The sequence below is a fragment of the Rhizobium rosettiformans W3 genome (assembly GCF_004912135.1).
Classification (GTDB): Bacteria; Pseudomonadota; Alphaproteobacteria; order Rhizobiales; family Rhizobiaceae; genus Allorhizobium; species Allorhizobium rosettiformans.
Genome location: NZ_STGU01000005.1, coordinates 140,239 through 166,504, shown reverse-complemented (window position 1 = coordinate 166,504; position 26,266 = coordinate 140,239). Strand labels below are relative to the sequence as shown.

The 26,266-nt window shown below is 61.4% G+C and carries 28 protein-coding genes; 11 read left to right on the top strand and 17 right to left on the bottom strand.

Annotated features, from left to right (window positions below):
- Positions 1-20 precede the first annotated feature (20 nt).
- From thrS to FAA86_RS11540, 4 genes are all read right to left on the bottom strand, one after another.
- A complete protein-coding gene (gene thrS, locus FAA86_RS11555; protein WP_136540704.1) occupies positions 21-2,018 on the bottom strand; it encodes a threonine--tRNA ligase in 1,998 nt (665 codons plus the stop codon).
- Between the two features lie 117 nt (positions 2,019-2,135).
- Complete coding sequence (locus FAA86_RS11550; RefSeq protein ID WP_136540702.1) at positions 2,136-2,564, bottom strand: DUF2267 domain-containing protein; 429 nt, start codon at positions 2,562-2,564, stop codon at positions 2,136-2,138.
- Between the two features lie 57 nt (positions 2,565-2,621).
- A complete protein-coding gene (gene yidD / locus FAA86_RS11545; protein WP_136540700.1) occupies positions 2,622-2,990 on the bottom strand; it encodes a membrane protein insertion efficiency factor YidD in 369 nt (122 codons plus the stop codon).
- A 2-nt stretch (positions 2,991-2,992) separates the two neighbouring features.
- Positions 2,993-3,439 carry an iron-sulfur cluster assembly scaffold protein gene (locus FAA86_RS11540; RefSeq protein ID WP_136540698.1) on the bottom strand — a complete coding sequence of 149 codons (447 nt, stop codon included), beginning with the start codon at positions 3,437-3,439 and terminating at the stop codon, positions 2,993-2,995.
- A 268-nt stretch (positions 3,440-3,707) separates the two neighbouring features.
- On the opposite strand from FAA86_RS11540, the gene folE reads away from it, so the two are divergent.
- The 3 genes from folE to FAA86_RS11525 all read left to right on the top strand — a co-directional run bounded on the left by folE (position 3,708) and on the right by FAA86_RS11525 (position 5,821).
- Complete coding sequence (folE, locus tag FAA86_RS11535) at positions 3,708-4,313, top strand: GTP cyclohydrolase I FolE (protein ID WP_136540696.1); 606 nt, start codon at positions 3,708-3,710, stop codon at positions 4,311-4,313.
- 14 nt (positions 4,314-4,327) lie between these two features.
- A complete protein-coding gene (gene hisI / locus FAA86_RS11530; RefSeq protein ID WP_136540694.1) occupies positions 4,328-4,780 on the top strand; it encodes a phosphoribosyl-AMP cyclohydrolase in 453 nt (150 codons plus the stop codon).
- Between the two features lie 81 nt (positions 4,781-4,861).
- Positions 4,862-5,821 carry a patatin-like phospholipase family protein gene (locus FAA86_RS11525; RefSeq protein ID WP_136540692.1) on the top strand — a complete coding sequence of 320 codons (960 nt, stop codon included), beginning with the start codon at positions 4,862-4,864 and terminating at the stop codon, positions 5,819-5,821.
- A 53-nt stretch (positions 5,822-5,874) separates the two neighbouring features.
- Here the strand turns inward: FAA86_RS11525 and FAA86_RS11520 are convergent, their stop codons facing one another.
- Together FAA86_RS11520 and FAA86_RS11515 are read right to left on the bottom strand one after the other, a co-directional pair.
- Positions 5,875-6,309 carry a CBS domain-containing protein gene (locus FAA86_RS11520; RefSeq protein ID WP_113461249.1) on the bottom strand — a complete coding sequence of 145 codons (435 nt, stop codon included), beginning with the start codon at positions 6,307-6,309 and terminating at the stop codon, positions 5,875-5,877.
- 102 nt (positions 6,310-6,411) lie between these two features.
- Positions 6,412-7,188, bottom strand: a complete 777-nt coding sequence (locus FAA86_RS11515) for a rhomboid family intramembrane serine protease (RefSeq protein ID WP_136540690.1) — start codon at positions 7,186-7,188, stop codon at positions 6,412-6,414.
- Positions 7,189-7,503: 315 nt separating this feature from the next.
- Here FAA86_RS11515 and FAA86_RS11510 point away from each other — a divergent pair, with 315 nt between their 5' ends.
- From FAA86_RS11510 to FAA86_RS11485, 6 genes are all read left to right on the top strand, one after another.
- Positions 7,504-8,115, top strand: a complete 612-nt coding sequence (locus FAA86_RS11510) for a PilZ domain-containing protein (protein ID WP_113461400.1) — start codon at positions 7,504-7,506, stop codon at positions 8,113-8,115.
- A 480-nt stretch (positions 8,116-8,595) separates the two neighbouring features.
- Positions 8,596-9,204 (top strand): transglutaminase-like cysteine peptidase, encoded by a 609-nt coding sequence (locus tag FAA86_RS11505; RefSeq protein ID WP_136540688.1) that lies wholly within the window; start codon positions 8,596-8,598, stop codon positions 9,202-9,204.
- A 203-nt stretch (positions 9,205-9,407) separates the two neighbouring features.
- The gene (locus FAA86_RS11500) at positions 9,408-10,202 is read left to right on the top strand and encodes a hypothetical protein (RefSeq protein ID WP_136540686.1); all 795 of its coding nucleotides are present in this window, start codon (positions 9,408-9,410) and stop codon (positions 10,200-10,202) included.
- A gap of 95 nt (positions 10,203-10,297) precedes the next feature.
- Positions 10,298-11,752, top strand: a complete 1,455-nt coding sequence (locus FAA86_RS11495; RefSeq protein WP_136540684.1) for a serine hydrolase — start codon at positions 10,298-10,300, stop codon at positions 11,750-11,752.
- A 46-nt stretch (positions 11,753-11,798) separates the two neighbouring features.
- The gene (locus tag FAA86_RS11490) at positions 11,799-12,071 is read left to right on the top strand and encodes a hypothetical protein (RefSeq protein WP_136540682.1); all 273 of its coding nucleotides are present in this window, start codon (positions 11,799-11,801) and stop codon (positions 12,069-12,071) included.
- A 13-nt stretch (positions 12,072-12,084) separates the two neighbouring features.
- The gene (locus FAA86_RS11485; RefSeq protein WP_136540680.1) at positions 12,085-12,612 is read left to right on the top strand and encodes a gamma carbonic anhydrase family protein; all 528 of its coding nucleotides are present in this window, start codon (positions 12,085-12,087) and stop codon (positions 12,610-12,612) included.
- Between the two features lie 10 nt (positions 12,613-12,622).
- On the opposite strand, the gene FAA86_RS11480 is transcribed toward FAA86_RS11485, so the two are convergent.
- Genes FAA86_RS11480 through znuC form a run of 3 tightly spaced genes read right to left on the bottom strand, consistent with a single transcriptional unit; the run spans position 12,623 to position 14,768 of the window.
- Positions 12,623-13,030 (bottom strand): Fur family transcriptional regulator, encoded by a 408-nt coding sequence (locus tag FAA86_RS11480; RefSeq protein ID WP_136540678.1) that lies wholly within the window; start codon positions 13,028-13,030, stop codon positions 12,623-12,625.
- A 3-nt stretch (positions 13,031-13,033) separates the two neighbouring features.
- A complete protein-coding gene (gene znuB, locus FAA86_RS11475; RefSeq protein ID WP_136540676.1) occupies positions 13,034-13,849 on the bottom strand; it encodes a zinc ABC transporter permease subunit ZnuB in 816 nt (271 codons plus the stop codon).
- The gene (gene znuC / locus FAA86_RS11470) at positions 13,839-14,768 is read right to left on the bottom strand and encodes a zinc ABC transporter ATP-binding protein ZnuC (protein ID WP_136540674.1); all 930 of its coding nucleotides are present in this window, start codon (positions 14,766-14,768) and stop codon (positions 13,839-13,841) included. Before znuC ends, znuB begins: the two co-directional genes overlap by 11 nt.
- 100 nt (positions 14,769-14,868) lie before the next feature.
- Here znuC and FAA86_RS11465 point away from each other — a divergent pair, with 100 nt between their 5' ends.
- Entirely contained in the window at positions 14,869-15,969 is a 1,101-nt protein-coding gene (locus FAA86_RS11465) for a zinc ABC transporter substrate-binding protein (RefSeq protein ID WP_136540672.1), read from the top strand.
- A gap of 91 nt (positions 15,970-16,060) precedes the next feature.
- Entirely contained in the window at positions 16,061-17,254 is a 1,194-nt protein-coding gene (locus FAA86_RS11460) for a GTP-binding protein (RefSeq protein WP_136540670.1), read from the top strand.
- Positions 17,255-17,257: 3 nt separating this feature from the next.
- Here the strand turns inward: FAA86_RS11460 and lpxB are convergent, their stop codons facing one another.
- The 8 genes from lpxB to FAA86_RS11420 form a co-directional block, all read right to left on the bottom strand.
- Entirely contained in the window at positions 17,258-18,433 is a 1,176-nt protein-coding gene (gene lpxB, locus FAA86_RS11455; protein WP_136540668.1) for a lipid-A-disaccharide synthase, read from the bottom strand.
- A complete protein-coding gene (locus tag FAA86_RS11450; RefSeq protein ID WP_136540666.1) occupies positions 18,433-19,320 on the bottom strand; it encodes an LpxI family protein in 888 nt (295 codons plus the stop codon). Before FAA86_RS11450 ends, lpxB begins: the two co-directional genes overlap by 1 nt.
- Before the next feature lie 3 nt (positions 19,321-19,323).
- Positions 19,324-20,139 carry an acyl-ACP--UDP-N-acetylglucosamine O-acyltransferase gene (lpxA, locus tag FAA86_RS11445; RefSeq protein ID WP_136540664.1) on the bottom strand — a complete coding sequence of 272 codons (816 nt, stop codon included), beginning with the start codon at positions 20,137-20,139 and terminating at the stop codon, positions 19,324-19,326.
- Positions 20,136-20,603, bottom strand: a complete 468-nt coding sequence (gene fabZ, locus FAA86_RS11440; RefSeq protein WP_113461235.1) for a 3-hydroxyacyl-ACP dehydratase FabZ — start codon at positions 20,601-20,603, stop codon at positions 20,136-20,138. Before fabZ ends, lpxA begins: the two co-directional genes overlap by 4 nt.
- Entirely contained in the window at positions 20,596-21,660 is a 1,065-nt protein-coding gene (gene lpxD / locus FAA86_RS11435; protein ID WP_136540662.1) for a UDP-3-O-(3-hydroxymyristoyl)glucosamine N-acyltransferase, read from the bottom strand. The genes fabZ and lpxD overlap by 8 nt, the downstream gene beginning before the upstream one ends.
- Positions 21,661-21,710: 50 nt before the next feature.
- Positions 21,711-24,038 carry an outer membrane protein assembly factor BamA gene (bamA, locus tag FAA86_RS11430; protein WP_136540660.1) on the bottom strand — a complete coding sequence of 776 codons (2,328 nt, stop codon included), beginning with the start codon at positions 24,036-24,038 and terminating at the stop codon, positions 21,711-21,713.
- Between the two features lie 193 nt (positions 24,039-24,231).
- The gene (rseP, locus tag FAA86_RS11425) at positions 24,232-25,365 is read right to left on the bottom strand and encodes an RIP metalloprotease RseP (protein WP_136540658.1); all 1,134 of its coding nucleotides are present in this window, start codon (positions 25,363-25,365) and stop codon (positions 24,232-24,234) included.
- 67 nt (positions 25,366-25,432) lie between these two features.
- Positions 25,433-26,266 (bottom strand): phosphatidate cytidylyltransferase, encoded by an 834-nt coding sequence (locus tag FAA86_RS11420; RefSeq protein WP_136540878.1) that lies wholly within the window; start codon positions 26,264-26,266, stop codon positions 25,433-25,435.

The following is a 26,266-nucleotide window of genomic DNA, read 5'->3' as shown; positions in this document are numbered from 1 at the left end:
CGCCCTGCCAGACTTTTCACTCAGACCTTGCGGCTGGCAAGCTTGCGCTTGACGTCCGGCGGCGTCGCTTCGCCGGCGAGGACGGCAACGGCCTCGACGAGCGGCATAGAGACCTGCTCCTGCGAACCCAGGCGGCGGATGTTGACCGTCTTTTCTTCCGCCTCGCGCTTGCCGCAGACGATGATCACCGGCACCTTCGTGACCGAGTGCTCACGGACCTTGTAGTTGATCTTCTCGTTGCGGAAGTCGGTCTCAACCTGAAGGCCCACATCGCGAAGCGCGTCGGCCACTTCGCGACCGTAATCATCGGCATCGGACGTGATCGTCGCGACGACGACCTGCAGCGGTGCGAACCACAGCGGCATGTGGCCGGCGAAGTTCTCGATCAGAATGCCGAGGAAACGCTCCATCGAGCCGCAGATGGCGCGGTGGATCATGACCGGCTGCTTCTTCTCCGACTTGTCGTCGATGTAGAAGGCGCCGAAGCGTTCGGGCAGGTTGAAGTCGACCTGGGTCGTGCCGCACTGCCATTCACGGCCGATGGCATCGCGGAGCGTGTATTCGAACTTCGGACCGTAGAAGGCGCCCTCGCCCGGCAGAATGCCGGTCTTGATGCGGCCACCCGACTGTTCCTCGATCTGCTTTAGAACCTCCATCATCACGGCCTCGGCGCGATCCCAGAGGTCGTCCGAGCCAACGCGCTTTTCCGGGCGAGTCGACAGCTTCACGACGATCTCGTTGAAGCCGAAATCCTCGTAGACGGAGAGAATCAGATCGTTGATGCGCAGGCACTCCGCTGCCATCTGCTCTTCCGTGCAGAAGACATGGGCGTCGTCCTGGGTGAAGCCACGCACGCGCATCAGGCCGTGCAGTGCGCCGGAGGCCTCGTAGCGGTGGACGTTGCCGAATTCGGCAAGACGGACCGGAAGCTCGCGATAGGATTTCAGGCCATGCTTGAAGATCTGAACGTGACCCGGGCAATTCATCGGCTTCAGCGCGAAGATCTTCTGGTCGGCTTCCTCATCGTCGGGATGGGTGAAGGCATGCGCGGATTTCACCGCGAACATGTTCTCCTGATACCAGCCCCAGTGGCCGGAGGTCTCCCAGAGCGACTTGTCGAGCACCTGCGGCGCGTTGACTTCCTGATAGGTGCCTTCGAGACGACGGCGCATATAGGAGGTCAGCGTCTGGAACATGCGCCAGCCCTTGCCGTGCCAGAAGACGACGCCCGGGCCCTCTTCCTGGAAATGGAAGAGATCCATTTCGCGGCCGAGCTTGCGGTGGTCGCGCTTCTCGGCTTCGGCGAGGATGTGCAGGTAACGATCCAGATCTTCCTGCTCGGCGAAGGCCGTGCCGTAAATGCGGCTCAGCATGGCGTTGTTGCTGTCACCACGCCAGTAGGCGCCGGCGACCTTCATCAGCTTGAAGGCCATGCCGATCTGCCCGGTGGACGCCATATGCGGCCCACGGCAGAGGTCGAACCAGTCGCCCTGATAGTAGATCTTCAGATCCTGATCTTCCGGGATCGCGTCGACCAACTCGACCTTGTACTTCTCGCCCTTGGAAGCGAAGACTTCCTTGGCCTTGTCGCGTGACCAGACTTCCTTGGTGAACGGCTTGTTGCGCTGGATGATCTCCTTCATCTTCTTTTCGATCTTCGGCAGATCGTCCGGCGTGAAGGGCTCGTCCTTGGCGAAGTCGTAATAGAAGCCGTTTTCGATCACCGGACCGATGGTGACCTGGGTGCCGGGCCACAGTTCCTGCACGGCCTCGGCCATGACGTGGGCGGCATCGTGGCGAATGAGTTCCAGCGCACGCGGATCGGTGCGAGTGACGATCTCGATCTTGCCCTCAACGACGGGGTCGGACAGGTCGCGCAGCGTGCCGTCGAGCGCAATGGCGACAGCCTTCTTGGCGAGCGACTTGGAAATGGATTCGGCAACCTCAGCGCCGGTCGTGCCGGCAGCGTAGTCGCGGATTGAGCCATCGGGGAAAGTGAGAGATACGGAAGCGGACATTGAAGTCTCCTGATCCAGTCCCGCCAACGAATGCGGGTGGTGAAAATTGCGGGGTCAAGCGCCCCGTCATGAACCGGCGCTTGATAGGCCGAAAGCGCTGCTGAGTAAAGGATCTTGCTAGGCCTGACCGATGAGCCAGAAGCCACGGGCTTCTTGCGGCAGCTGGCTGAGGGCCCTTTCGAAGGCAGCCTGATCCACGTGTCGGCGAAGAACCACAGTTACGTCCTCCAAAGCCGTGTCCGTCGAGAGATTGTGGTCATGACGGAAGGCTCGCACTTCCTTCATCAGAGCATCGCGGTCGACGAAGGGCTTTACTGGCGCTTCGACATCCCAATCGCTGACGAAGATGGCGCGCAGGACGGGCGGCAGGACATTGGCGAAGGCAATCGCCTGCGCGACCGTCAGCCGGTGTCGAAAGACCTGCAGCACCGCCAGCAACATGGTGTAGGCCTGGTGCGAGGTCTGGATCATCGATGTTGCGACCAGATCCTTCATGAAGGCATCGAAGTCGGCGGAAGCCTGGCAATATTCGAGCGGCATCGGCATGCGTTCATCCCCACGAACGAATCGATCGCTGGAGTGTGCCGCGATCCTTGACAGCGGTCAGCCGCCCGTCTTGCGGCCGAAGATCCAGACCCGCCAGGGAGCATACCAGGGATAGGATTTATCCAGAACCTCGGGCACGGGATCCGGACCCCAGGTGCCGCCGGGACCACAGCGCACGACCCTGAAAAGGGTCAGCCAGCCACCGGACCATAGTCCATGCCGAGCGACGGCCTCGTAGCCATATTCCGAACAGGTCGGCATATGCCGACAGGAGCTGCCGACGATGCTGGAGAAGGTCAGTTGGTAAAGCCGGATGAAGCCCATGCCGAAAAGTCTGCCGGGCGTCTTGCGAAACGGCCCCTGCCAGTTTCGGCTCTTGCGGCCAGTGGCTCCTGGCTCATGCCCGCAGTCGGGGCTGTTGCACATGCTCAGCTTGCCTCGGCGGCCGCAGCCGGGGCCTCGATCTGGTCGAGACAGTCGACCACAGCGTCAAATGTCAGCATCGTGGAGGCGTGACGCGCCTTGTAGTCGCGGACGGGCTTGAGGAATCGCATGTCTTCGAAGCGGCCCACGGGGCCCTCCCCGTCCTCCTTCAGCATGGCCAGCATGTCGCGCCGCGCCTGACGCAGTTCCTCGGCGCTTGCTCCGACCACGTGGCGAGCCATGATGCCGGAGGAGGCCTGCCCCAGTGCACAGGCTTTCACCTCATGCGTAAAATCCGTCACCACGCCATTATCAAGTTTCAGGTAGACCTTGACCTTGGACCCGCACAGTTTCGAATGCTTCTCCGACACGGCATCGGCGCCATCGAGCACCCCAATGCGACCGATATTGCCGGCAAATTCGAGAATCTTGGTGTTGTAGATGTCGTCCATGGTCAATCCGCTGTGAGGCCTCTCCCGTATATAGGGAGTGTCTGAGACATTACCGCCGCCAACATGTCGCAGCCGCCGTCTTTTTATCCATCTCGGCGATCATTATATCCAAGGGACAGGCACAGGACAAACGCAGGCCGGCCCCCGGGCTTTGATCTTCTCATCGCAAACGCGACAACGGACTTGCATTATGAGCCGCATTACGCCTTTACAATCCGGCAAAGCCAAACCAGCGGCCCGCCTTGCGCGGGACCGGGAGACCAAGGCCATGGACGCCATCGTCACGAAATTAACCGCGCAATCGCCGCGACCGACGCGCGAGGAAGCCGAACAGGCTGTCCGCACGCTGCTGCTCTGGGCCGGTGACGACCCGGAACGGGAAGGCCTGCTCGACACGCCGGCACGAGTCGCCAAGGCCTATGGCGAGCTCTTCTCCGGCTATGAGGCCGATATCGAAGATGTGCTCGGACGCACATTCGAGGAAGTCGGCGGCTACGAGGACATGGTTCTCGTGCGCGACATCTCCTTCTTTTCGCATTGCGAACATCATATGCTGCCGGTGATCGGCAAGGCCCATGTGGCCTATCTGCCGAAGGGTCGCGTTCTGGGTCTGTCGAAGATCGCCCGTGTAGTCGACGTCTTCGCCAAGCGCCTGCAGACGCAGGAGAACATGACGGCACAGATTGCACATGCGATCGATGAAACGCTGCAGCCGCGCGGGGTTGCCGTTTTCCTCGAGGCCGAGCATATGTGCATGGCCATGCGCGGGATCCAGAAGACGGGATCGACGACGCTCACCACAACCTTTACCGGCGCCTTCAAGGACAATCCGGCCGAACAGGCGCGCTTCATGTCCATGGTCCGCAGCCGCTAATATCGCGAGTTTCCATGTCCGCATTCGAATTCGACGCTCCCTCCGCCGACAAGAAGATCCTCGAAGAAGGCGTCGCGTTCACGCCGAAGTTCGATGATCACGGTCTCGTCACGGCAGTGGTCACGGATGCGCGCGACGGCGAATTGCTGATGGTCGCCCATATGAATGCCGAGGCGCTGGGGCTCACGCTGGAAACGGGGATCGGGCACTATTTCAGCCGGTCCCGCGGCAAGATCTGGAAGAAGGGCGAAAGCTCCGGAAATCTGCAGACGGTGAAGGAAATCCGGGTCGACTGCGACCAGGACGCCATCTGGCTGAAGGTCGAGGTCGCCGGTCACGATGCGACCTGCCATACCGGCCGCCGCTCCTGCTTCTACCGCACGGCGCAGACCGTCGACGGCAAGCCGTCGCTGACGATCGCCGACGATCACAAGCATTTCGATCCGGATCACGTCTACGGGCATTGACGCTCCCGCTCAGCATAACGAAATCGTAAGCAGACGATGTCCTAATGAACACCGGAGTGTTCAGCGAATGGGGTAGCGGAGATGCTGAACTGGAGCATGATTTCACAGGGTGGCGGCGCGGCGGCTTCTCAGCCGGTCAAAGACGGCGGCGCGCCCTCGGGCGGACCTCTCGTTCCTGAAAAGAAGCCCAAGGCCAAGGTAGCGCTTGCCCTTGGTGGCGGCGCGGCGCGGGGATGGGCGCATATCGGGGTCTTGCGGGCGCTTGATGAAGAAGGCATCGAAGTCGGCATGATTGCCGGGACGTCGATCGGAGCCCTAGTCGGCGGCTGTTATCTGGCGGGAAAACTGGATGAGCTCGAGACTTTCGCCCGCTCGCTGACGATGCGCCGGATTGCCTCGCTTCTCGACCTGACGATCGGCGGCGGTGGGCTGCTGGGCGGGATGCGGCTCACCAAGCGCATGCAGGAACATCTCGAGGGACTGAAGGTCGAGGACCTGCCGAAGCCCTTTGTCGCCGTTGCCTCAGAACTCAACAGCGGCCACGAGGTCTGGATCGATGGCGGCAGCCTGATCACGGCGCTCAGGGCGTCCTATGCCCTGCCCGGCATCTTCGAACCTATCCACTGCAACAACAGAACGCTGATCGATGGCGCGCTCGTCAATCCCGTGCCCGTTTCGGTCTGCCGCGCCTATGAGCAGCCGCTCGTCATGGCCGTGAACCTGCATTACGACGTCTTCGGCCGGTCTGCCGTCGTCAAGCACAAGGCGTCGACACCAGACCAGGCCAGTGCTGAAACCGCGCGAGCACCGAACAAGGTCGGCCTGACCGGTGTCATGGTCCAGGCCTTCAACATCATCCAGGACCGCATTTCACGCGCACGTCTTGCCGGCGATCCGCCGGATCTCGCGCTGCATCCACGCCTCAACGACATCGGCCTGTCGGAGTTCCACCGCGCTGGAGAAGCCATCGAACGCGGCTACGAGGAAGCCAAGGCCCGGGTCACAGAGATCCGGCGCATGCAGGAAGCCGTGCTGCGGTAAGTCAGGGCGGCGTCGCCGCCGCCCTCCGTCGGTCCATTGGTCGATCTGATATCTCAGCCGGCGATATAGGCCTTGATGTGCTCGGCCTCCTGCTCGATCTCGCGGATGCGAGACTTCACCACGTCACCGATCGAGATGATGCCCGAAAGCTTGCCATTATCCTCCACGGGCACGTGGCGGAAGCGGCGGCTCGACATCATTTCCATCAGTTCGTTGACGCTCGTATCCTCGCGGCAGCGATAGACATTGGCCGTCATGAAGGCCGAGACCGGCTGATCGAAGGCGGCCTTGCCTTCCGTGCCGATCGCGCGCACCACGTCGCGCTCGGTGAAGATGCCGACGATGCGGCTCTCCATACCAACGACGACAACGGCACCGATTTTATGCTCTTCCAGCACATGGGCGGCTTCGCCCAGTGTCACCGTCGGGCTGATCGTAATGACGTTCCGGCCCTTTTGGTCGAGTATGCTTCTGGCTGATGCAGGCATGCGTTCCTCCTCGCGTAGAACACTCGATCAGCAGCCCAACCCTCCTGAGGCTGCTGATGAAAATGGTGCCCTTTATTCAAGCAGAATGCAATAAGCGCAAAATCACGCCCTTGTGGCCCGCCGGCTGTAAGGATCGAAGAAGGAGAAGCAGAAGAACCCCAGGAGGAAACCGCCGATATGAGCGTCCCAGGCAATAGACTCAGAACCGGCACCGAAGAGGGGCAGACCAACCGCGATCGCGATATTGCCGAAGAACCAGACCGCGATGAAGACCCTGACCGTCCGGTCGGCCAGCGCCTGCCCGACGGAGAGCAGCGGTGGCTCGAGCCCGGTCATGCGGGTGAAATTGCGCTGCCTTTCACCGAAGGCGAATCGGCAGGCGGCCCCCATGAGCGCCGAGATGACGCCTGATGCGCCGATCATCAGCGACGGCTCACCCCAGTTGACCACGAGGTGAAGGAGTGCTGCGGCGATCGAGGAAACGATCCAGAACAGGACGAAGCGGACCTCGCCTAAACGCCGGCAGACCGGCGTACCGAAGGCTGCGAGCCAGAGGCTGTTGAAAGCCAGATGCTCGAAGCTTCCATGCAGGAGCGAGTAGGTGACGGGCGACCACGCCCAGGCCAAGGATTGCTCGGACAAAGGATAGATATAGCGAACGGGTGAGAAGCCCAGTTCGACGGCGAACAGTTGATTGGCTGCTCCCGAAAGAACAAACCGCTGCAGCAGGTAGATGCCGCAGATGAGGGCGAGAGCCACCAGGACCCCGGTCGGCAGATTGAAGATCGGCGGCTCACGGGAGGGCGTAGGCTCTGCGGCTGCGGCATTCCACTCTTCGTTCGGGCGTCCCTCGCCCCGAGGTCCTGCCTCATCCTGCATCTGCGCTTCCTTCTATCTGGCACCCTTCAGGTAATGCAGGCGGGACATAAAGAAAAGGCCGCCCGGAGAACCGAGTGGCCTTGCTGGCGCTCTAAGGATCGTCGCGCCGACTGGAGTTGGTGCCGAAGGCTGCCCTTCGCGTTTGGTGGCCGACAGATGCCACGCGACAGCTAAAAGGACAATCGAAACACTCTTTTAACCTTAATTCCTGCGGGAATATCGTTCCGTCTCGAAAAAGCGCGCCCAAAAGCAAACACTATATTAACGGCTGGCCGCCTAATGTTAAGCGACAGAGGAACAGACAGACTCTCCATGATGTACTCGACGCAGGCAAGCCAAAGCAACACGATCGCCTCGCCGGGACAGCAACGCGCCTTCCAACGCGTTGCCGTCAGCCTGCAAGGCCGACTCATGCTTGCCAACTATGAAGAGTATGTCTGCAAGGTCATCGACATGTCGCCGGGCGATGTGCGGTTTGCCTGTGCCGGGATGCCGCGCCCGGGCGAACGGATCATCGCCTATATCGACCACCTCGGCCGCATCGAAGGCACCGTGGTGAAGTTGACGGAAGACGGCTTCGTCATCTCGATCACCGCGACCGTGCGCAAACGCGAGAAGCTCGCGGCCCAGCTGACCTGGATTGCCAACAAGCATGAGCTCGGCCTCCCCGAAGACCGCCGCCACGATCGACTGACGCCACGCCAGACGCGCACGGAACTGACACTGGAAGACGGCAAGACCTATCCTTGCCGCCTGATGGACCTTTCGCTCTCGGGCGCTGCGGTCGACATCGACATTCGCCCGCCGATCGGCTCGGCCGTCCGGCTTGGCAATATGCGCGGCCGGGTCGTGCGCCACTTCATGGAAGGTGTGGCGATCGAATTCCTGACGCTGCAGTCGAGGGAAGCTCTGACCGAGTTCCTCTAATCGCTGGAAAGGTCACCCAAATAGGCGCCCGCGGATCCCGTGAGGCGCCTTTTTTCTGTCCCAGCGCGGGAATGTGCCAGGGCGGCACAGTTTTTTTCAGAAAAAATTTTAGCTCAAAGTCGGCTTCCAAGGGTCAAGAAAGCGCCGCTGACGCCTCCGGGCGGGTTCCGCCTATCGGGTATCGATCCACACCGGACGACGCGGGAACGATCGTTGCACGGTCGTCAATCGCTCGATACGAGCTACCAAGCATCTGATATCACGCGCAATTTCCAAACCTTGGATCAGAATCGCGATGCCGGTGAGCCGAAATAGATGCAATTTGAACTAAATTTTTTTCAAAACATACTCAAATATAGAATAAATACAGATAAATATAGGCTATGATTTTCATAGACTTCGCCTCGTATCTTACCGCTATTCTTCGCGGTCGATCAAAATCTATCTGTCATTGCTATCTCCATTACCGGGAGACAACCAATGACAACAAAGAAAATTCTGGGTATTGGAACTCTGGCCGCCGCAATCGCAGGCGTACTTGCCTTTCAGGTCTCGGCCATGCCGGCGAATATGCAGGTGGTCGGAAAGGCCAATCCGCCGATCGGCCACTACGAATTCTGTCAGACCTATGCCGGCGAATGCAGCGGCAATCAGCACGACGCCGGACCGATGATCCTGACCGAGGACCTCTGGAAGGCGATGCTCGAGGTCAACTACACCGTCAACAGCTCAATCACGCCCCTGACGGACATGGAGATCTACGGCGTCGAAGAACGCTGGACCTATCCCCGCAGCGTCGGCGATTGCGAGGACTTCGCCCTCCTGAAGCGCAAGATGCTGACCGACCGCGGCTTCGACCCGTCGGACCTTCTGATGACCGTCGTTTTGCAGCCGAATGGGGAAGGCCACGCCGTCCTTACGGTCCGCACCGACCATGGCGACTTCATTCTGGATAACATGCGCAACAGAGTGCTGCTGTGGTCCGACACGGAGTACACCTATCTGAAGCGTCAGTCTTCGACCAATTCGGCCCGCTGGGTAAAGCTCCAGGACGGCCGCGCAAGCATCGTCGGCAGCGTCTCGAACTGACGCTACCGATCCGACTTCTGGCCCGGTCTGTCCCCGCCTACCCGTCCCCCGACCGGAGCCAATGAGCCGGTCCCGTCCAACCGGGACCGGCTCTCTTTTTGCCTGACAGCGGCAAGGCCCCTTAAATTAACTCGACCTTAACCATGTTCGCCGAAGTCTTCTCCAGCAGCCGAGAGCGACTGCACCGAGGGGATGACGGCGAGATGCGGGGCGAAGCAAACACAGTGAGCGTCGATCACGAGCAGAGACCGCTGATCTCCAACCGGTTTCTCGTGATCGCCACGATGTGCGTGCTCGTTCTTGCAGCCGCGTCCGTTGCGATCAGCTGGTTCGGTCGATCCTACGGGGAGCAGCTTTCGCTCGCCGGTCACAGCCAGAGCACCGATATCGTCAACATCACGGTCGGGCGAGACCAACTCGCCCTCCCCGAAAACGTGATCCGTTTCGAAGAGCAGCGGCAGGGCGGGCTTGCCGAACGCGTCGACCTCTACCTTCTCTGGCCGGAAATGACCGGTTATTCGCCGGACCAGCGCCGCCGCTTCGACGATCTCAGCCTGTCGAACTCGCTGATCTTTCTGCAGATATCCCAGAGCACCATGTCCCGGGACATGTCCGGCCGTGTGGAGCCGATCTACCGGCACCTGCTCGAGCGGGAAAGTACGCCTGGCCCTGCCGACCTGAGCGCTTTCCAGTTCAAGGACGCGACGGGTTATGAAGGCGAAACACTGCTCACCGGCACGCTGCCGGACGGCGCCACCTATGCAATCCGATGCCTCCTCACCGCATCGCAGTCAAAGGCCTCGGGCAGCGATTGCCAGCGCGACATCCATGTCGGAGAGGATCTGACCGTTCTCTACCGTTTCTCCAGCGATATGCTGAAGGACTGGGCCGCGATCGATGCGGCAGTCCGCAGCTATGTCGGCAACCGCGCCCACGCAGTCCCCGCCGCCGCGACACTTAAAAATCAACTCAAAGCGTCAACCGGCCGTTCATCATAAACCTCTTGGTAAGGCTAATTCCGTAGGCTCCGCCGAGATGGTCGCGAACGGGGACAGCGTCCGGTCGTCAATGATGAGATTCAAAGAGTATCGTGGTGCATAAATTTCTGGGAAGCTTCAACGTCGCAGCCGCCTTTCGTCGGCTTGTCCTCACGCTGTTTGCGGTCCTCTTGGCGAGTGCTGCCGCTTTGAGCGCAGCTCAGGCCAATCCGAAATATGCGGGCATCGTCATCGATGCCAAGACCGGCAAGGTCCTCTACAGTGAAAACGCCGACAGCCTGCGCTATCCGGCATCGCTCACCAAGATGATGACGCTGTACATGGTCTTCGAGGCTCTGGAAGCGGGCAAGATCTCGCTCAACAGCAAGGTGCCCTTCTCCGCCCGTGCCGCCAAGGAGCCGCCGTCCAAGCTGGGCGTCGGCACGGGCCGCAGCATCACTGTCGAACAGGCGATCCTCGCGCTCGTCACCCGCTCGGCGAATGACGTCGCCACGGCACTCGGTGAATATCTCGGTGGGTCTGAGCAGCGGTTCGCCCAGATGATGACCGCCAAGGCACGCAGCCTCGGCATGACCAAGACCACCTATCGCAACGCGCATGGCCTGCCCAACACCGCGCAGATGACGACGGCCCGCGACCAGGCGCGCCTCGGCATCGCGCTTCGTCAGCACTTCCCTCAGTATTACGGCTACTTCTCCACCCGCAGCTTCCGCTTCGGCAAGCAGACGATCGGCAACCACAATCGCCTGCTCGGCCAAGTCCGCGGTGTCGACGGCATCAAGACCGGTTACACTCGTGCCGCCGGCTACAACCTTGCAACCTCGGCCGAAGTCGGCGGGCGTTCGATCGTCGCCGTCGTGCTCGGCGCGACGTCCGGCGCGCGTCGCAATGCGCAGATGACGAGCCTGGTGCAGCGTTATCTGCCGAACGCATCGAACGGCCGCGGCGGCAACCTTATTGCCAAGAACGACACATCCGTTGCGCCGGCAGGCGCCAGCGCTTCGGCTTCGGTCGCCTCCGGCATGCCGAACCTGCCGCATACCGGTCCGATGCCGGATCCGCGTTACACGGGCGTTGCCCAGGCCTATGCCGCGCCGCAGGTCGGCAATGCCGCAAGTGCTGCGCTGGACACGCTTCGCCCGGCCGCGCCGTCCGCAGCCGTTCCGGTTCCGCAGCCGGCGCCAGCCTATCTTCCCGACCAGGGTGCCGCCGTGGCGCCGTCGCAGCCGACACAATCGGTCGCGGCAGCTTCCGCCACGCCGCCTGACGTCGACAGCATGACCACGGCCTCGACTGCACCCGCCGCCGGCTGGGTGGTCCAGATCGGCACGTCGCCGGACAAGGACATGGCTATGGATCTTCTGCGCAGCGCGCAGGAGCGCGGCGGACAGGTATTGCGTTCCGCCACCCCCTTTACCGTCGCCTATGGCGATGGCGCACAACAGATCTATCGCGCTCGCTTCGGCGGTTTCGATGATCAGAAAGACGCGGTCAACGCGTGCAAGGCCCTGAAGAAGAAGGGGATCGGTTGCTGGGCCTCTGCCCAGTAAGACGATTGCCCGCCCCTCGATTTGTACTGTTTACGAGGATCACGGAATGGCATCGAAAGACTACAGGTATGGTCCCGCCGAAGGGCAGGACAATGGCGGCCAGAGCTCTGCTTCGGCAATCCTTCATCCATTGCACGAGGCTGCCTATCGCCTTGCCGACATCGGGCTGCGGGAGAAGAAGTCCAAGACCAAGGACCTGATCGGGCTTCTCCTCAGCCATGGCGCTCGCGCCTGGCGCTATTCGCAGCCTGAGGCAAATATCCATCTGCATGTGTCTGCCCAGGCCGGCCGCTTTCCGGTCATCCTGCGTCTGCGCTGAAAGCTGATTGCAGATGCCGATCTACCGACTGGGTGACCGGGTTCCGCAGCTGCCAGCTGGAGACCGCTTCTGGGCAGCGCCTGATGCGCAGATCATCGGAGACGTGCGCCTCGGCGAGGACGTCGGCATCTGGTTCGGAGCCGTGTTGCGTGGCGACAATGACCCGATCATCATCGGGGCTCGCAGCAATATCCAGGATGGGGTCATGGTGCACACCGATCCTGGCATGGGTGTCTCGATCGGAGAGGGCTGCACGATCGGCCACCATGCCATCATCCACGGCTGCACGATCGGTTCGAACGCGCTGATCGGCATGGGTGCCACCATCCTCAACGGTGCCCGCATCGGCAACAACTGCCTTGTCGGGGCCAATGCGCTCGTGACCGAAGGCAAGACCTTTCCCGACAATTCGCTGATCGTCGGATCCCCTGCCCGGGTCGTCCGGACACTGGACGAAACCGCGATCGCGGGGCTCAGGCTCTCTGCCGACAACTATGTCCGCAACTGGCAGCGCTTCGCCAGAGACCTCAAGCCGCTCTAGCCCGATTGCCTCAAGCGGCCACCTCGACGCAGCTTGAGCAGAGACCTCTGATCTCGATGGTCGTCTTTTCCGGCTTGAAGTTGCGGCCGCGGGTGATCGTCTCCAAGCGATGATCCACCTCGTGGTCGTGGAATTCCGTCACGTGGCCACACTTGTTGCAGATCATGAAGGCGACGGTGCCGTGACCGGAGCAGCCCTCGTGGGGATGCGCGCAGGCCACGAAGGCGTTCAAGCTTTCCAGCCGGTGAACCATGCCGAATTCGACCAGCTTGTCGAGCGCCCGGTAAACCTGCAGCGGGGCGCGAAAGCCGTGCTCCCGCAGCCTGTCCAACAGCGTATAGGCCGAGAGCGGGCCGTCGCTGTCGACCAGAGCGTCGAAGACGAGGGACTGATTGCGCGTCAGGTCGGTCTTGGTCATGGTTCAGGCCCTTGATCGAATATCCGTGGTCCTGGCCCCCGGTCGGGGCAGCAGGCTTACAATGAAGAGCAGGAGCGCCGCCACGACGATCGACGGTCCTGACGGCGTGTCGTAGGTCAGCGATCCGAAGAGCCCGATGACGACGGCGGCCGCACCGATCACCGAGGCCAACACGGCCATCAGCTCGGGTGTCGAGGCAAAGCGGCGGGCGGCCGCGGCCGGGATGATCAGCAGCGACGTGATCAGCATGATGCCCACGATCTTCATGGCGATCGCAATCACCAGCGCCATCAGCAACATGAAGATCAGGCGTGCCCGCTCAGGCTGCATGCCCTCGGCTTCCGCAAGCTCGACATTGACGGTGCCGGCCAGCAGCGGCCGCCAGAGCCAGGCGATGATGCCCACGACGATGATCCCGCCGATCCAGACGATCGCGACATCCGTCGGCGTGACGGCCAGAATGTCGCCGAAGAGGAAGGCGATGAGGTCGAAGCGCACCCAGGTCATGAAGGCGACCATGACAAGGCCGATCGCCAGCGTGGCATGGCTCAAAATGCCGAGCAGTGCGTCGGCTGACAGTCCCTGGCGCTTCTGCAGGACGATCAGGATCAGCGAGACGAGCGCGGCGACGACGAAGACGCTGACCATCAGGTTCAATGAGAAGAACAGCGACAGCGCCACGCCGAGCAAGGCCGAGTGGGCCATGGTGTCGCCGAAATAGGCCATGCGCCGCCAGATGACAAAGCAGCCGAGCGGGCCCGTCGTCAGGGCAAGGCCGATGCCGGCCAGGATGGCGCGAGTGAAGAAATCATCCAGCATGGCCGTGCTCCCTGCCCTTCACGTTCATCTCTGCGGCGTGATCATGGTCATGGTGGTGATGAGCGTGGTCGTGGTGGTCGAGCTCATGGTCATGATGGTCGTGATGGTCGTGGTGATGATGACCGTCATCCGGATGACAGTGATCGGTGACACTGCCATCGGCATGCTGTACGCGACCATCCGGCAGATGCGTGTGGTCATGATGGTGGCCGTAGACAGCAAGCGTCTGGGCAGCCTTGGCGCCGAAGAGCCGCATATATTCCGGGCTTTGGCTGACTGCTGCCGGCGTTCCGCGGCAACAGACATGGCCGTTCAGGCAAATGACCGTGTCGGTTTCCGCCATGACCACATGCAGGTCGTGGGAGATCAACAGGATGCCACAGCCCGTCGAATTCCGGATCGAGGTGATGAGGTCGTAGAGCGCGATCTCGCCACTGAAGTCGACGCCCTGGACGGGTTCGTCGAGCACCAGGATATCGGGCTTGCGCGCCATGGCACGGGCAAGCAGCGCGCGTTGAAATTCGCCGCCGGAGAGATGCTGCACCTCCGCGCCCGCCAAGTGGGCGATCCCGACGGCCTCGAGCGCTGCAGTTACCTCCTGCGCGGACAACGGGGCCGTCAACGTCATCAGACGGCGGACGGTGAGCGGCATGGTCCAGTCAACGGAGAGCCGCTGGGGCACGTAGCCGACGCGCAGCCCGGCCTTCCGCTCGACCCGACCTTCATCCGCCTTGATGACACCGATGGCCATCTTGGCGCTCGTCGACTTGCCGGAGCCGTTGGGGCCGATCAGCGTCACGATTTCACCTGGCCGCACGGAAAAATCAACGCCGCGGACCAGCCAGCGCCCGTTGCGGTAGACGCCAGCACCGGTGAGAGACACCAAGGGGGCTGCCTCCCGTGATTTCATCGCATTCATGGAATTCTCGAGATTTTGATGTTGCCACCTCCTATGCCACACGTTATAGCATAACGCAACTTAGGTAATAGTATTACATAACTATCCTCAGGAGCATTGCATGACCCGCTATCGCCTCAGACTGGCTGCCTCGACGGCGTTCGTATTCCTGTCGCCCGCCTTCGCCATGGCGGCGGCTCCGGATGTCGTGGTCTCGATCAAGCCGATCCACTCCCTCGTCGCCTCGATCATGAAGGGTGTCGGCGAGCCCAGCCTGATCGTCGAAGGCGCCGCCTCCCCGCATACTTACACGTTGAAGCCGTCCAATGCGCAGGCACTCGAAAACGCTGATGTCGTCTTCTGGGTCGGCCCGGGGCTGGAAGCCTTCCTGGACAAGCCGCTTGAAGCTCTGCCGAAGAAAGCCAAGGTGGTGGAGCTCGAGGATGCTCCGGGACTGACAAAGCTGCCGTTCCGCGAGGGTGGCGCCTTCGAGGCGCATGACCATGGCGAACACGAAGACGATGCCGAAGGCGAACACGCGCATGAGCACGAAGATCATGCCAAGGCGGACGCAGCCGAAGCCGGTCATGATCATGCGCATGAAGAGGGCCATGACCATGCCAGCGAGGAGGCCGGGCATTCCCACGAGGCCCACGAACACGAAGAAGCGGGTCATGATCATGGCGACCATGACCACGAGCATGGCAGCTTCGACATGCATCTGTGGCTCGATCCCACCAATGCCAAGGCCATGGCAGCCGAAATCACCCGCAGCCTTGCCGAAGTCGATCCTGCCAACAAGACCGCCTACGAGACCAATCTCAGCGCCGTGAATGCGCAGATCGACGCACTTGACGCGGAAATCGCAGCTCAGCTGAAACCAGTGCTCGAAAAGCCCTTCATCGTCTTCCATGACGCCTATCAGTATTTCGAGAAGCGCTACGGCGTACGTGTCGCCGGTTCGGTGACGGTTAGCCCGGAAACAATGCCGGGTGCCGAACGTCTGTCGGATATTCACGCGAAGATCGAGGAACTCGGCGCAGCCTGCGTCTTCGCCGAGCCGCAGTTCGAGCCGAAGCTGATCGGCGTCGTGACCGAGGGTACCGAGGCGAAGTCCGGCGTGCTCGACCCGGAAGGCGGGGCACTCGATGCCGGTCCGGATCTCTATGGTCAACTGATGCGCAATCTGGCGACTTCGATGAGCACCTGCCTGTCGCAATAACCAAATCCCTCCCCCGGGCGAAGAAGGCGGGACCTCGGTTCCGCCTTTTTCAGATGGGCGAATGTAATGTTATTACATAAATACGGAGTTCATGATGCAGAAGCTGCCTGTTACCGTCCTCTCAGGATTTCTCGGCGCCGGGAAGACCACGCTGCTCAACCACGTGCTGGCCAATCGCGACGGATTGCGCGTCGCGGTGATCGTCAACGACATGAGCGAGGTGAATATCGATGCCGCACTCGTGCGTGGCGGCGATGCGGCTCTGTCGCGGACGCAGGAACAGCTGGTCGAGATGAGCAATGGCTGCATCTGTTGCACCCTGCGCGACGATCTCCTGAACGAGGTGCGAGGGCTCGCCGAGCAGGGTCGGTTCGATTATCTGCTGATCGAGGCGACGGGCATTGCCGAACCCTTGCCGATCGCGACCACGTTCGACTTTCGCGACGAAGACGGGCGTAGTCTCTCCGACATCGCGCAGCTCGACACCATGGTCACCGTGGTCGATGCCGCCAATCTGATCGGCGACTATTCCTCCAGTGACTTCCTCTCCGATCGCGGCGAAACGGCAGGCGACAACGACAATCGCACGCTCGTCGATCTTCTGGTCGAGCAGATCGAGTTCGCCGACGTCATCATTCTCAACAAGGTGGGGACGGCGTCAGCCGACCAGCTCGATGCCGCCAGAAAGATCATCGCGGGGCTGAACGCTGATGCGCGCGTGATCGAAACCGATTTTGCCGAAGTGGCGCCGAAGGACATCCTGGGAACGGGGCTTTTCGATCTCGCCAAGGCCGAAACGCATCCGCTCTGGTTCCAGGAGCTGCACGGCTTCCGGGACCATGTTCCGGAAACGGAAGAATACGGCATCCGCTCCTTCGTATATCGCGCTCGCGCGCCATTCGACCCGACACGCTTCCGGGCCTTCCTCGACCGGTCATGGCCGGGCGTGATCCGCGCCAAGGGTTTCTTCTGGCTCGCCACCCGTCCCCACCATGTCGGAGAACTCAGCCAGGCCGGACCGCTGGTGCGCACGACGAAGATGGGGCTCTGGTGGGCTTCGGTGCCAAAGTCGCGCTGGCCCGACGATGAAGGCTTCATCAATGCGATGGCCCCTTATATGGATCAGGAATGGGGAGACAGGCGACAGGAGATCGTCTTTATCGGCGCAGATCCCATGGACCGAGACGAAATCACCGCGCAGCTTGATGATTGCCTGGTGCAGGCCGAGCGCTTCACGCCCACTGCATGGGAAGGGCTCGCCGATCCTTTCGCCCGCTGGAGCTGACGCTCAGAGCTTCCCGCGTTTTTCGAGTACCGATAGAACCACGGCCGCGCCGGCCTCACCGGCCGGCCGTTCCGTCTCCAGCTTGCGCCAGACCTCGTCGTATCCACTCAGCATGGCAGTCCGCTGCGGCGTATCGAGAGAAAGACGTTCAGCCCAGCGGACAAGGCTTGCCGGCCTGAGGACATCGTTGAAGTATTCGGGAACGACCGCGTAGTCGGCGATCAGGTTTGGCAAGGCGCCTGTCCAGATCTTGATGCGGTGGCTCAGCATCCGGATGATCCAGTCACCCTTGTAGGTCGATACGACCGGCACATAGGCGAGCGCCAGCTCGAGGATAACCGTGCCGGACGCCGCAATCGCCGCGTCAGCCTCTTCGAAGGCCTGCCATTTGGCCGCGTCGCCGACCACGATTTCCGGCTTTGTGGGCCAGTCGCGCGTCATCTCGCGCACACGCGCTTCCTGGCGGGCCACAGTGGGCAGGATGAACCGCGTTTCGCCATTGCGCGTCACGAACTCCTGCATCGCTTGGCCGAAGATGGGAAGCAGCTGCGCAATCTCGCCGCCACGGGAGCCCGGCAACAGCAGGATCGTGCGCTTGCTGCCGAGGGGTCGCGGGCCCCTCGCCCGGCGCGCTTGTCGTACACGTCGGATGTCCGGGTGGCTCGACAGGCGATGGCCGACGAAATGCGTTTCCGGACCACCCAGACGCTGCATCACCGCCGGCTCGAACGGCAGAACCGCCAAGACGGCATCGACATAGCCGAGCATGGCCTTGGCGCGATATTCCTTCCAGGCCCAGACGCTCGGGCAAACATAATTGATCACAGGGAGATCCGGACGCTTGCTGCGTACCTTCTTCGCGACCCGATGGGTAAAGTCCGGGCTGTCGACGACCAGCAGCAAGTCGGGCTCTGCCTTCACGATCGCATCGGCAGTGATCGAGATCAGGTTGATGAGGCGCGGGAGTTTGGACAGGACCTGGGTAAACCCCATTATGGAAAGCTCGAAGAAGTCGAAGAGCGACTTCAAGCCTTGTGATTCCAGGGCGTCACCACCGACGCCGACGAGCTCGATCGGGCCGTTGTGCATGACCTTCAGCTGCGCGATGAGATCGGCACCGAGCAGGTCTCCGGAGACTTCGCCGGCTATCACGGCAATCTTCAGCGGTCTGTCACTCATCAATCTCGCTCCCCGGCTGATCGGTCTATGCCGACGACGAAAAGGCCGGCCGCATCGGCGGCCGCCATGACGGCTTCCCGTTCCACCACGAGCGCCCGTCCCGCCTCCACCGCGATACCGGCAAGCCCGGCGGCCTGCGCGTTTGTAACGGTCGATACGCCGATTGTCGGCAGATCGGCCCTGAGATCCTGCTGCGGCTTGCACAGCTTAACCAGAACACCTTTGCGCCGTTTCGAGATCCGTCCCTCGGCGCGCAGACTTGCCACGCGGGCGAGCATGGCGTCGGTACCTTCGACGCCTTCGAGCGCGACGATGCGGCCACCGATGGCCACGGCACCCTGCCCCACGTCAAGCCTTCCCAGAGTTTCGGCCGCATCGGCAGCCCGCTCGATGTCCTTGAGCGCATCGGCATCCGGAGAGACGGATCCGAGCGGCCCGACGGTTGCGAGCAGTCCCGGCAGGATTTCGTGCGCCCCGAGAACCTCGCAGCCCTGCGCCTCGATCAGGGAAATCACCATGCGCAGAACCGCGTCGTCGCCGCCGGCGAGCAGCGTCTTCAGGGCCATCGGCAGTTTCAGCAGTGATTTCAGGTTGACGCGGATCTCGCCGAAAGCGGGCCGGCGCTTGACCGCACCGGACATGACGACGCGCGTGATCTCATGCTTGCGAAAGAGTGCCGAGAGACCGGCCATATCGCCGACGCCTATGACGGCATTGTCGAAACCCTGCCAGAGATCGTCGGCTTCGTTCTTCAGTCGGAGGATAAACGGATCTTCGCCGGCTTCGCGCACCGCTTCGGCGAGGAAGAGCGGCAGCTTTCCGCTGCCGGCGATGATCGCAAGGCGACCGTTGCGCGGCAGGCCGTCTCTTTCAGCGGCCGCCGTCATCGGTCAGTTCTTGCCCCGGTTGGGGGACGACAGCGCGCGATCACTTTCCGCCGCGATGAAATCGAGGATTTCGATCACGGGTGCGCAATCAAGGTATTCGTCACGGATCGCCGCCGCATTGGCACGTGCGGATCCTTCGCTTTCGAAGATCTGCTTGAAGGCCCGGCGAACCTGATGAATGACCGAGCGCTCGATGCCGGCACGAGTCATGCCGACCACGTTCAAGCCGCCTAGAATGCCCGGGTTTCCGTTCAGCATGCCGTAGGGGATGACATCATAGGCCACCGCAGAGAGGCCGCCGATAAAGGCCTGCCGGCCGATACGGGTGAACTGGTGCACGGCGCAACCGCCGCTGAGGATCGCCTTGTCCTCGACGCGGACATGGCCAGCGAGCATCACATTGTTCGACAGGATGATGTCGCTGCCGAGGATGCAGTCATGGGCAACGTGCGAATTTGCGAGAAACAGGCAGTTGTCACCGACCTTGGTGATGCCGCCGCCGCCGACCGTGCCGCAGTTCATCGTCACGCCTTCGCGCATGGTGCAGTTTGCACCGACGACGAGTTTCGAATCTTCCCCTGCCTCGTGCAGGCTCTGGGACACGCCACCGATAACGGCCATCGGATGAACGACCGAACCGGCGCCGATTTCCGTTAATCCGGTCACAACCGCATTCGAAACGAGTTCGACGCCGGCTTTCAGCGTCACGCGAGGACCGACACGGCAGAAGGGGCCGATCTTGACATTTTCGCCGATCACCGCGCCGTCTTCGACCACGGCCATCGGGTGGATGACGGCGCTTTCGGCGATGAGGCTCATTTCTGATCCTTGCGCATGATCATGGCACCGATATCGGCCTCTGCGGCGAGAACGCCATCCACCTTGGCATCGCAATGGAACTTCCAGATGTTGCCGCGCTGCTTCTGCTTCACGACATGGAACTCGACGCGATCGCCCGGTACGACCGGCTTGCGGAAGCGGGCATTGTCGATGGTCATGAAATAGACGAGGTTGCCGCCCTCACCCTGGTTGCGTGCGCAGATGGCACCGGCGGTCTGCGCCATGCCCTCGATCAGCAATACGCCAGGCATGATCGGGCTCTCTGGGAAGTGCCCGGTGAAATGAGGCTCGTTCGCGGTCACATTCTTGATGCCGATGGCCGAATTGTCCGCGTCGATCTCGATGATCTTGTCCACCAGCAGGAAGGGATAGCGGTGGGGCAGAAGCTTCATGATCTCGAGGATATCAGCCGATCCCAATTCGCTCTTTGAGGTGTCAGTCATTGCTGGCTCCCTTGTCTTTGGCGCGGCCGTCATAGCGGCTCAAGGTGTCGGCCACCTCGCGCAGATAATCCTTCAGCGGGCGGGCCGGAACACCGCCGTATTTTTCACCGGGCGGCACATCAGCCAGGACGCCGCTCATCGCGGCGATCTGGGCGCCATCGCCGATCTTGATGTGGCCATTGACGCCCGCGGCGCCGCCGATCATGACGCCGTCACCAATGACGGTGCTGCCGGCAATGCCAACCTGGCTCACGATGCCGCAGTGACGGCCGATGCGGACGTTGTGGCCGACCTGAACGAGGTTGTCGATCTTGGTGCCCTCGCCGATCACCGTGTCGTCCATCGTGCCACGGTCGATAGTGGTGTTTGCGCCAATCTCGACGTGGTCCTGGATGATGACGCGACCGACCTGAACGATCTTCAGCATTCCACGCGGGCCTGGCGCGTAGCCGAAGCCATCCTGACCGATTCGGGCACCATTGTGGATGATGACATTGTTGCCGATCAAGGCGACCTGAACCGTCGCGCCGCCTGCGATCACGCAGTCCCGACCGATCCGGACCCCGGGTCCAATCACTGCGCCTGGACCGATCCGCGTGCCGCTGCCAATCTCGACGTCGGCACCGATCACAGCCATCGGCTCGATCTCGACGCCGTCTTCGAGGCGCGCCGTTGGGTCAACGAAGGCAGCCGGCGACACCTTTGCGGTTCCAGATGTCATGCGGACGGGCTGCAAGCCCTGCGGATGCAGGAGAGCACCCGCGAGCGCAAAAGCGGTATGGGCACTTTTGGCAAGAAGAACGGGTATATGCGAGGGGATCAGGGATAGCAGCGGCTTTTCGCAGAAGATCGCGGTCGCCTGGCAGGTCGACAGGTCCTCCCGGCTGCGGCGAGAGAGGATGTAGCAGACATCCCCATCCTTGGCGCGCGCCACCGGCGAAACGGATCGAACAATCCGGTCGCCGTGGCTCTCGTCCTGCAATTCCGCCCCCGCGTGCTGCGCAAGCGCAGCCAAGGTCACCCCCGAATGGGGCGGAAAGAAATGATTATGCTCCATCAGCAAACGCTCCAGAACGTCAAACTGTCAGCAGTTCTGGACGGCCAGTCTTAGAACTGGTTCGCCATGCTGAAGCGGAATTCCTGGGTATCGTCGAAGTCTTCCTTGGCCACCGGAACGGCGTAGTCGACGCGGAGCGCACCGAAGGGCGAGTTCCAGACGAGACCAGCACCAACCGAAGCGCGGATAGACATATCGGTTCCTTCTGCGCCTGCGTCGCTCCGCAGATCGCTACCGAAGAGCGTACCGGCGTCAGCAAAGACGGCGCCACGGAAACCGAGATCCTGCGGAACCAGCGGAAGCGGGAAGGTCGCCTCGGCAGACGCCGTGAAGTAGGTCGTACCGCCGATCGAGTCGTCACCCATGCGAGGACCGATACCGCTGTTGTCGAAGCCGCGGACTTCCTTGCCGCCGATCTTGAACTGATCGAAGACGTTCAGGTTGTCACCCAAGGCTACAACATGACCTGCCGAGCCGGCGAGGGAGCCAACGATGTCGAACTCATCCGACAGGGTGTAGAACATGCGGGCGCGGATATAGGCCTTGTAGTATTCGGAGTCGCCACCGAGACCGGCATACTCGTGCGTGAAGCTCGCGTAGATGCCTTCATGCGGGTTCTGACGATCGTCAACGGTGTTGTAAACAACCGAGTGACCGAAGATCGACTGCGTCCAGGAGCCCTGCTCGATTACATCGAGATAAGGCTGCGCCGTGTTGCCGGTGTTGGCACCATCGTTGATGTAGTCGATTTCCTTGTACGTATAACGAAGGGTAGTCGCCAGATCTTCGGTGATCGGCGCCGTCACGCGGATCGTGCCGCCCTGCTCTTCGTAGTCGTAATAGGTGTTGCTGCTGGTCGAGCTCTTGAAGAGGTCGAAGCCGGCGGCCAGACGGTAACCGAGGAAATAAGGCTCGGTGAAGGAGAAGTTGTAGGTCTGCGTGTCGTCGAAGCCACCACCGGCAGCGAGACGAATGAACTGACCGCGACCGAGGAAGTTCTTTTCTTCCACCGACGCTTCAAGGACGAGACCGCCGTCGCCGACCGAGTAACCGGCACCGATGCCGAACGAACCGGTCGGCTGGTCCTGCACATCCACGATCACGACGACGCGGTCCGGCGAGCTGCCAGCCTGGGTCGAGATGTTGACGGAGGAGAAGAAGCCGAGAGCCTCGAGGCGACGCTTGGCGCGCGAGATGGTCTCCTGGTTGAAGGCGTCGCCTTCAGAGATATCGAATTCGCGGCGGATGACGTAGTCGCGGGTACGGGTGTTGCCGCGGACTTCGATGCGCTCGACATAGGCCCGCTCACCCTGGTCGACCAGATAGGTCACGCCAATGGTATTGGTTTCGAAGTTGCGGTCACCACGCGGAACCACGCGTGCGAAGGGATAACCGGCCGAGGATACGCGGCGGGAAATGGCTTCCATCGACTTCTGAATGTCGCGGGCGCTGTAGGTGTCGCCTTCGCGGGTTTCGAGCAGACCCTGAAGCTCAGAACCGTCGATACCGTCAACAGTCGATTCAACGGATACGGCGCCAAACTTGTAGCGCTGGCCTTCGTCGACCGTGATGTTGATCGTGTATTCGTTGCCAGCTTCGTTGAGGACGGCCTCGGACGAAATGACGCGGAAGTCGGCATAGCCGTGGTTGTAGTAGAACTGGCGCAGCGCCTCTTCGTCGGCGCGCAGCTTGTCCTCGTTGTAGACGTCCTTGCGGGTCAGGAAGGACAGGATGCCCGATTCCTTAGTCTGCAGAACGGCGGCCAGACGGCCGTCAGAATAGGCGTTGTTACCAACGAAATTGATCGAGCTGATCTTGGTGCGCTCGCCTTCGTTGATCACGAAAGCAAGGTTCACGCGACCTTCGGCAACCGGAACGACCTGCGTCGTGACTTCGACGTCGCTGCGGCCGATCGCGCCATAGGCTTCACGGATGCGCTGAATGTCGGCGCTGATCAGGCTGTCGCTATACGGACCCTGAGCCTGGGTCTGGACGATGCCCTGCAGCTTGTCGTCCTTGATCTTGCGATTGCCGTTGAAGACCACCTGGTTGATCAGCTGGTTTTCAGCGACCGTCACCACGAGCGTGCCGCCCGAAACGGAGATCTGCACATCGGAGAAGAAGCCGGTGGCGTACAGACGCTTCACCGATTCATCGATGTCGGCATTGGAGAAAGTCCGACCCGGCTGGATCGAAAGGTTGGAGCGTACAGCCTCGGCACCGACACGCTGAGCTCCGCGTACGTCGATCCGCTGAACCACTGCGGCTTCGGCAGCAACCGCCGATGCGAGAACGGCAATACCTGCGCCCGAAGACACGACACCAGCAGACAGCGCGACCGCCGATACTGCGTTCAAAAACTTTGAACCAGCCTTCATGTGTATACTTTACCTTCTTCCATTGCCCCAAAGTCGGCACCCGACTCCGGCCCGTGTGTGGTTTTAACGGGTTTTACCCTACAAGCAAGTGTGCGAGTTAATTTCTGTTTACTTCATTTCAACGCGTGGCCCAATCGCCACTATCAATTTGAAACAGCGTAAACAAATCCTTTCGCGCGACACAAGCTCCCCGTTAGCCAATCAAACGGCTGATATCGTTCCAGGTGGCAAAAACCATCAGGGACAAGATCATCGCCATACCGATGCGGAAAGCGATCTCTTGTGCGCCCTGACCCATCGGCCTCCCCCGCACTGCTTCAATCGCGTAGAGAACGAGATGGCCGCCGTCAAGAACCGGAACTGGGAACAAATTCAAAAGCCCCAGGGAAACGGAAAGAACTGCCGCCAGATTTAACAGGGCGATAACGCCGAGTGTCGCCATTTCGCCCGACGCCTGCACCACGCGGACAGGGCCTCCGAGCTGATCGGCGTTCATGCGTCCGACAATCATGTTGCCGAGATAGTCGAAGGTGCCCGTGACGATATGACCGGTCTGGCGAACGCCTTCCCAGACCGCCTCAAGCGGCGAAAGCTGAACAATGCGGAAATTGCCGGCCTGCTGATCAGTGATGATTCCGATCTGGCCGACCTCCATCTCGTTACCGAAACGGTCCGTTGTGATGGCGCGCTTCGGCACCAGGTCGAAATCCATCTCCTGGCCATCACGACGAACCGTCACCTCAACCGGAATTTCGGGGCGCATGGTTATATAGCGGACGACATCATCGAAGGTTTCGATCGTGCGGCCGTCCAGCGCCACCAGAACGTCGCCCCGGGCGATGCCGGCGGCTTCGGCGGCACTGCCTGCCTTGATGTCGGCGACGACGGGGTCGGAGACCGGCTTGCCCATGGTCGCGAACATGCCGGCGAAGATGACGATCGCCAGCAGGAAGTTGGCGAGAGGCCCGGCGGCGACGGTGACGGCGCGCTTCCAAAGCTTGGCGCCGTTCAGTGTCTGGGCCCGCTCTTCCTCGGTCAGTTCCTCGGCCATCGACCCATCGGGACGGCTCGCCGCATCGGCGTCACCAAAGAAGCGGACATAGCCGCCCAGAGGGATTGCCGAGATTTTCCAACGGGTTCCATGACTGTCCGTGTAACCGACGAGCTCCGGGCCGAAGCCGACGGAGAAGGCCAGGATCCGGATACCGGACCATCGGCCAGCCAGGTAATGCCCCATCTCATGGATGAAGACCAAGAGGGACAGAATCAGGATGTAGGGCAGGATATAGCCGCCGAGAAAACTGAAAACTGCGCTGATGTAGTCCATCTGTCCGTATCCCGATCTCGCTCATGGCGAAGGTTGACGCCGTCGTTGGCCTAGCCCACCCGATCAATTAGAGACCGAAAAGGAAGGCTCCCATGGAGACGACGGCATTGGCACTGCCGGCAGAGCTGCCGACGGCCAAGAAAAACGCGGCAAAACTGGCAAATACAAGGCCGTCAACGCGGTCCATGACGCCGCCATGGCCTGGGATCAACTTGCTGGAGTCCTTCACGCCGAAGCGGCGCTTGATGAAGGATTCGAAGAGATCGCCGATCTGGCTCGAGACCGACAGCGTGAAGGCAACGATCCCGACCCAGAGGCCGAGGTCCTGGAAGTGGCTCATGGCCACCAGCAGGCCGCCGACAACACCTGCGACCGTGCCGCCGATTGCGCCGGACCAGGTCTTTCCGGGCGAAATGCGCGGCGCAAGCTTCGGGCCACCGATCGCCCGCCCGACGAAATAAGCCAGGATGTCCGTTGCCCAGACGACGACGAAGACGAAGAGCATGGCGATGAAGCCGAGCGAATCGTCGCCACGGATGGCCGAGAGCGAAATGGCGCTGAGGCCCGCATATAACAGGCCACCCGGCTGCCACCAGCTCACCCGCCGCAGCATAGCCGGAATTGCGCAGGTGATCACGAGACCGGCAAACAGGGGCACTGTCAGATCGGCATGACCGAAGAACATGTTGAGACTGATCAGGGCCATCGAGAACCAGCCAAAGGCATGGGCTCTGAGGCTGCCATCCGCAAGGCGGGTGATAGTCGACCATTCGTAATACACGAGCAGGCCGATTGCGACGGCGACGGTCTTGAAAGCCAGACCGCCCATCCAGGTGGCAGCGAGTACCACGAGGATCATGACGATGGCAGAAACGATTCTGAGCTGGAGCTCTCGCGACAT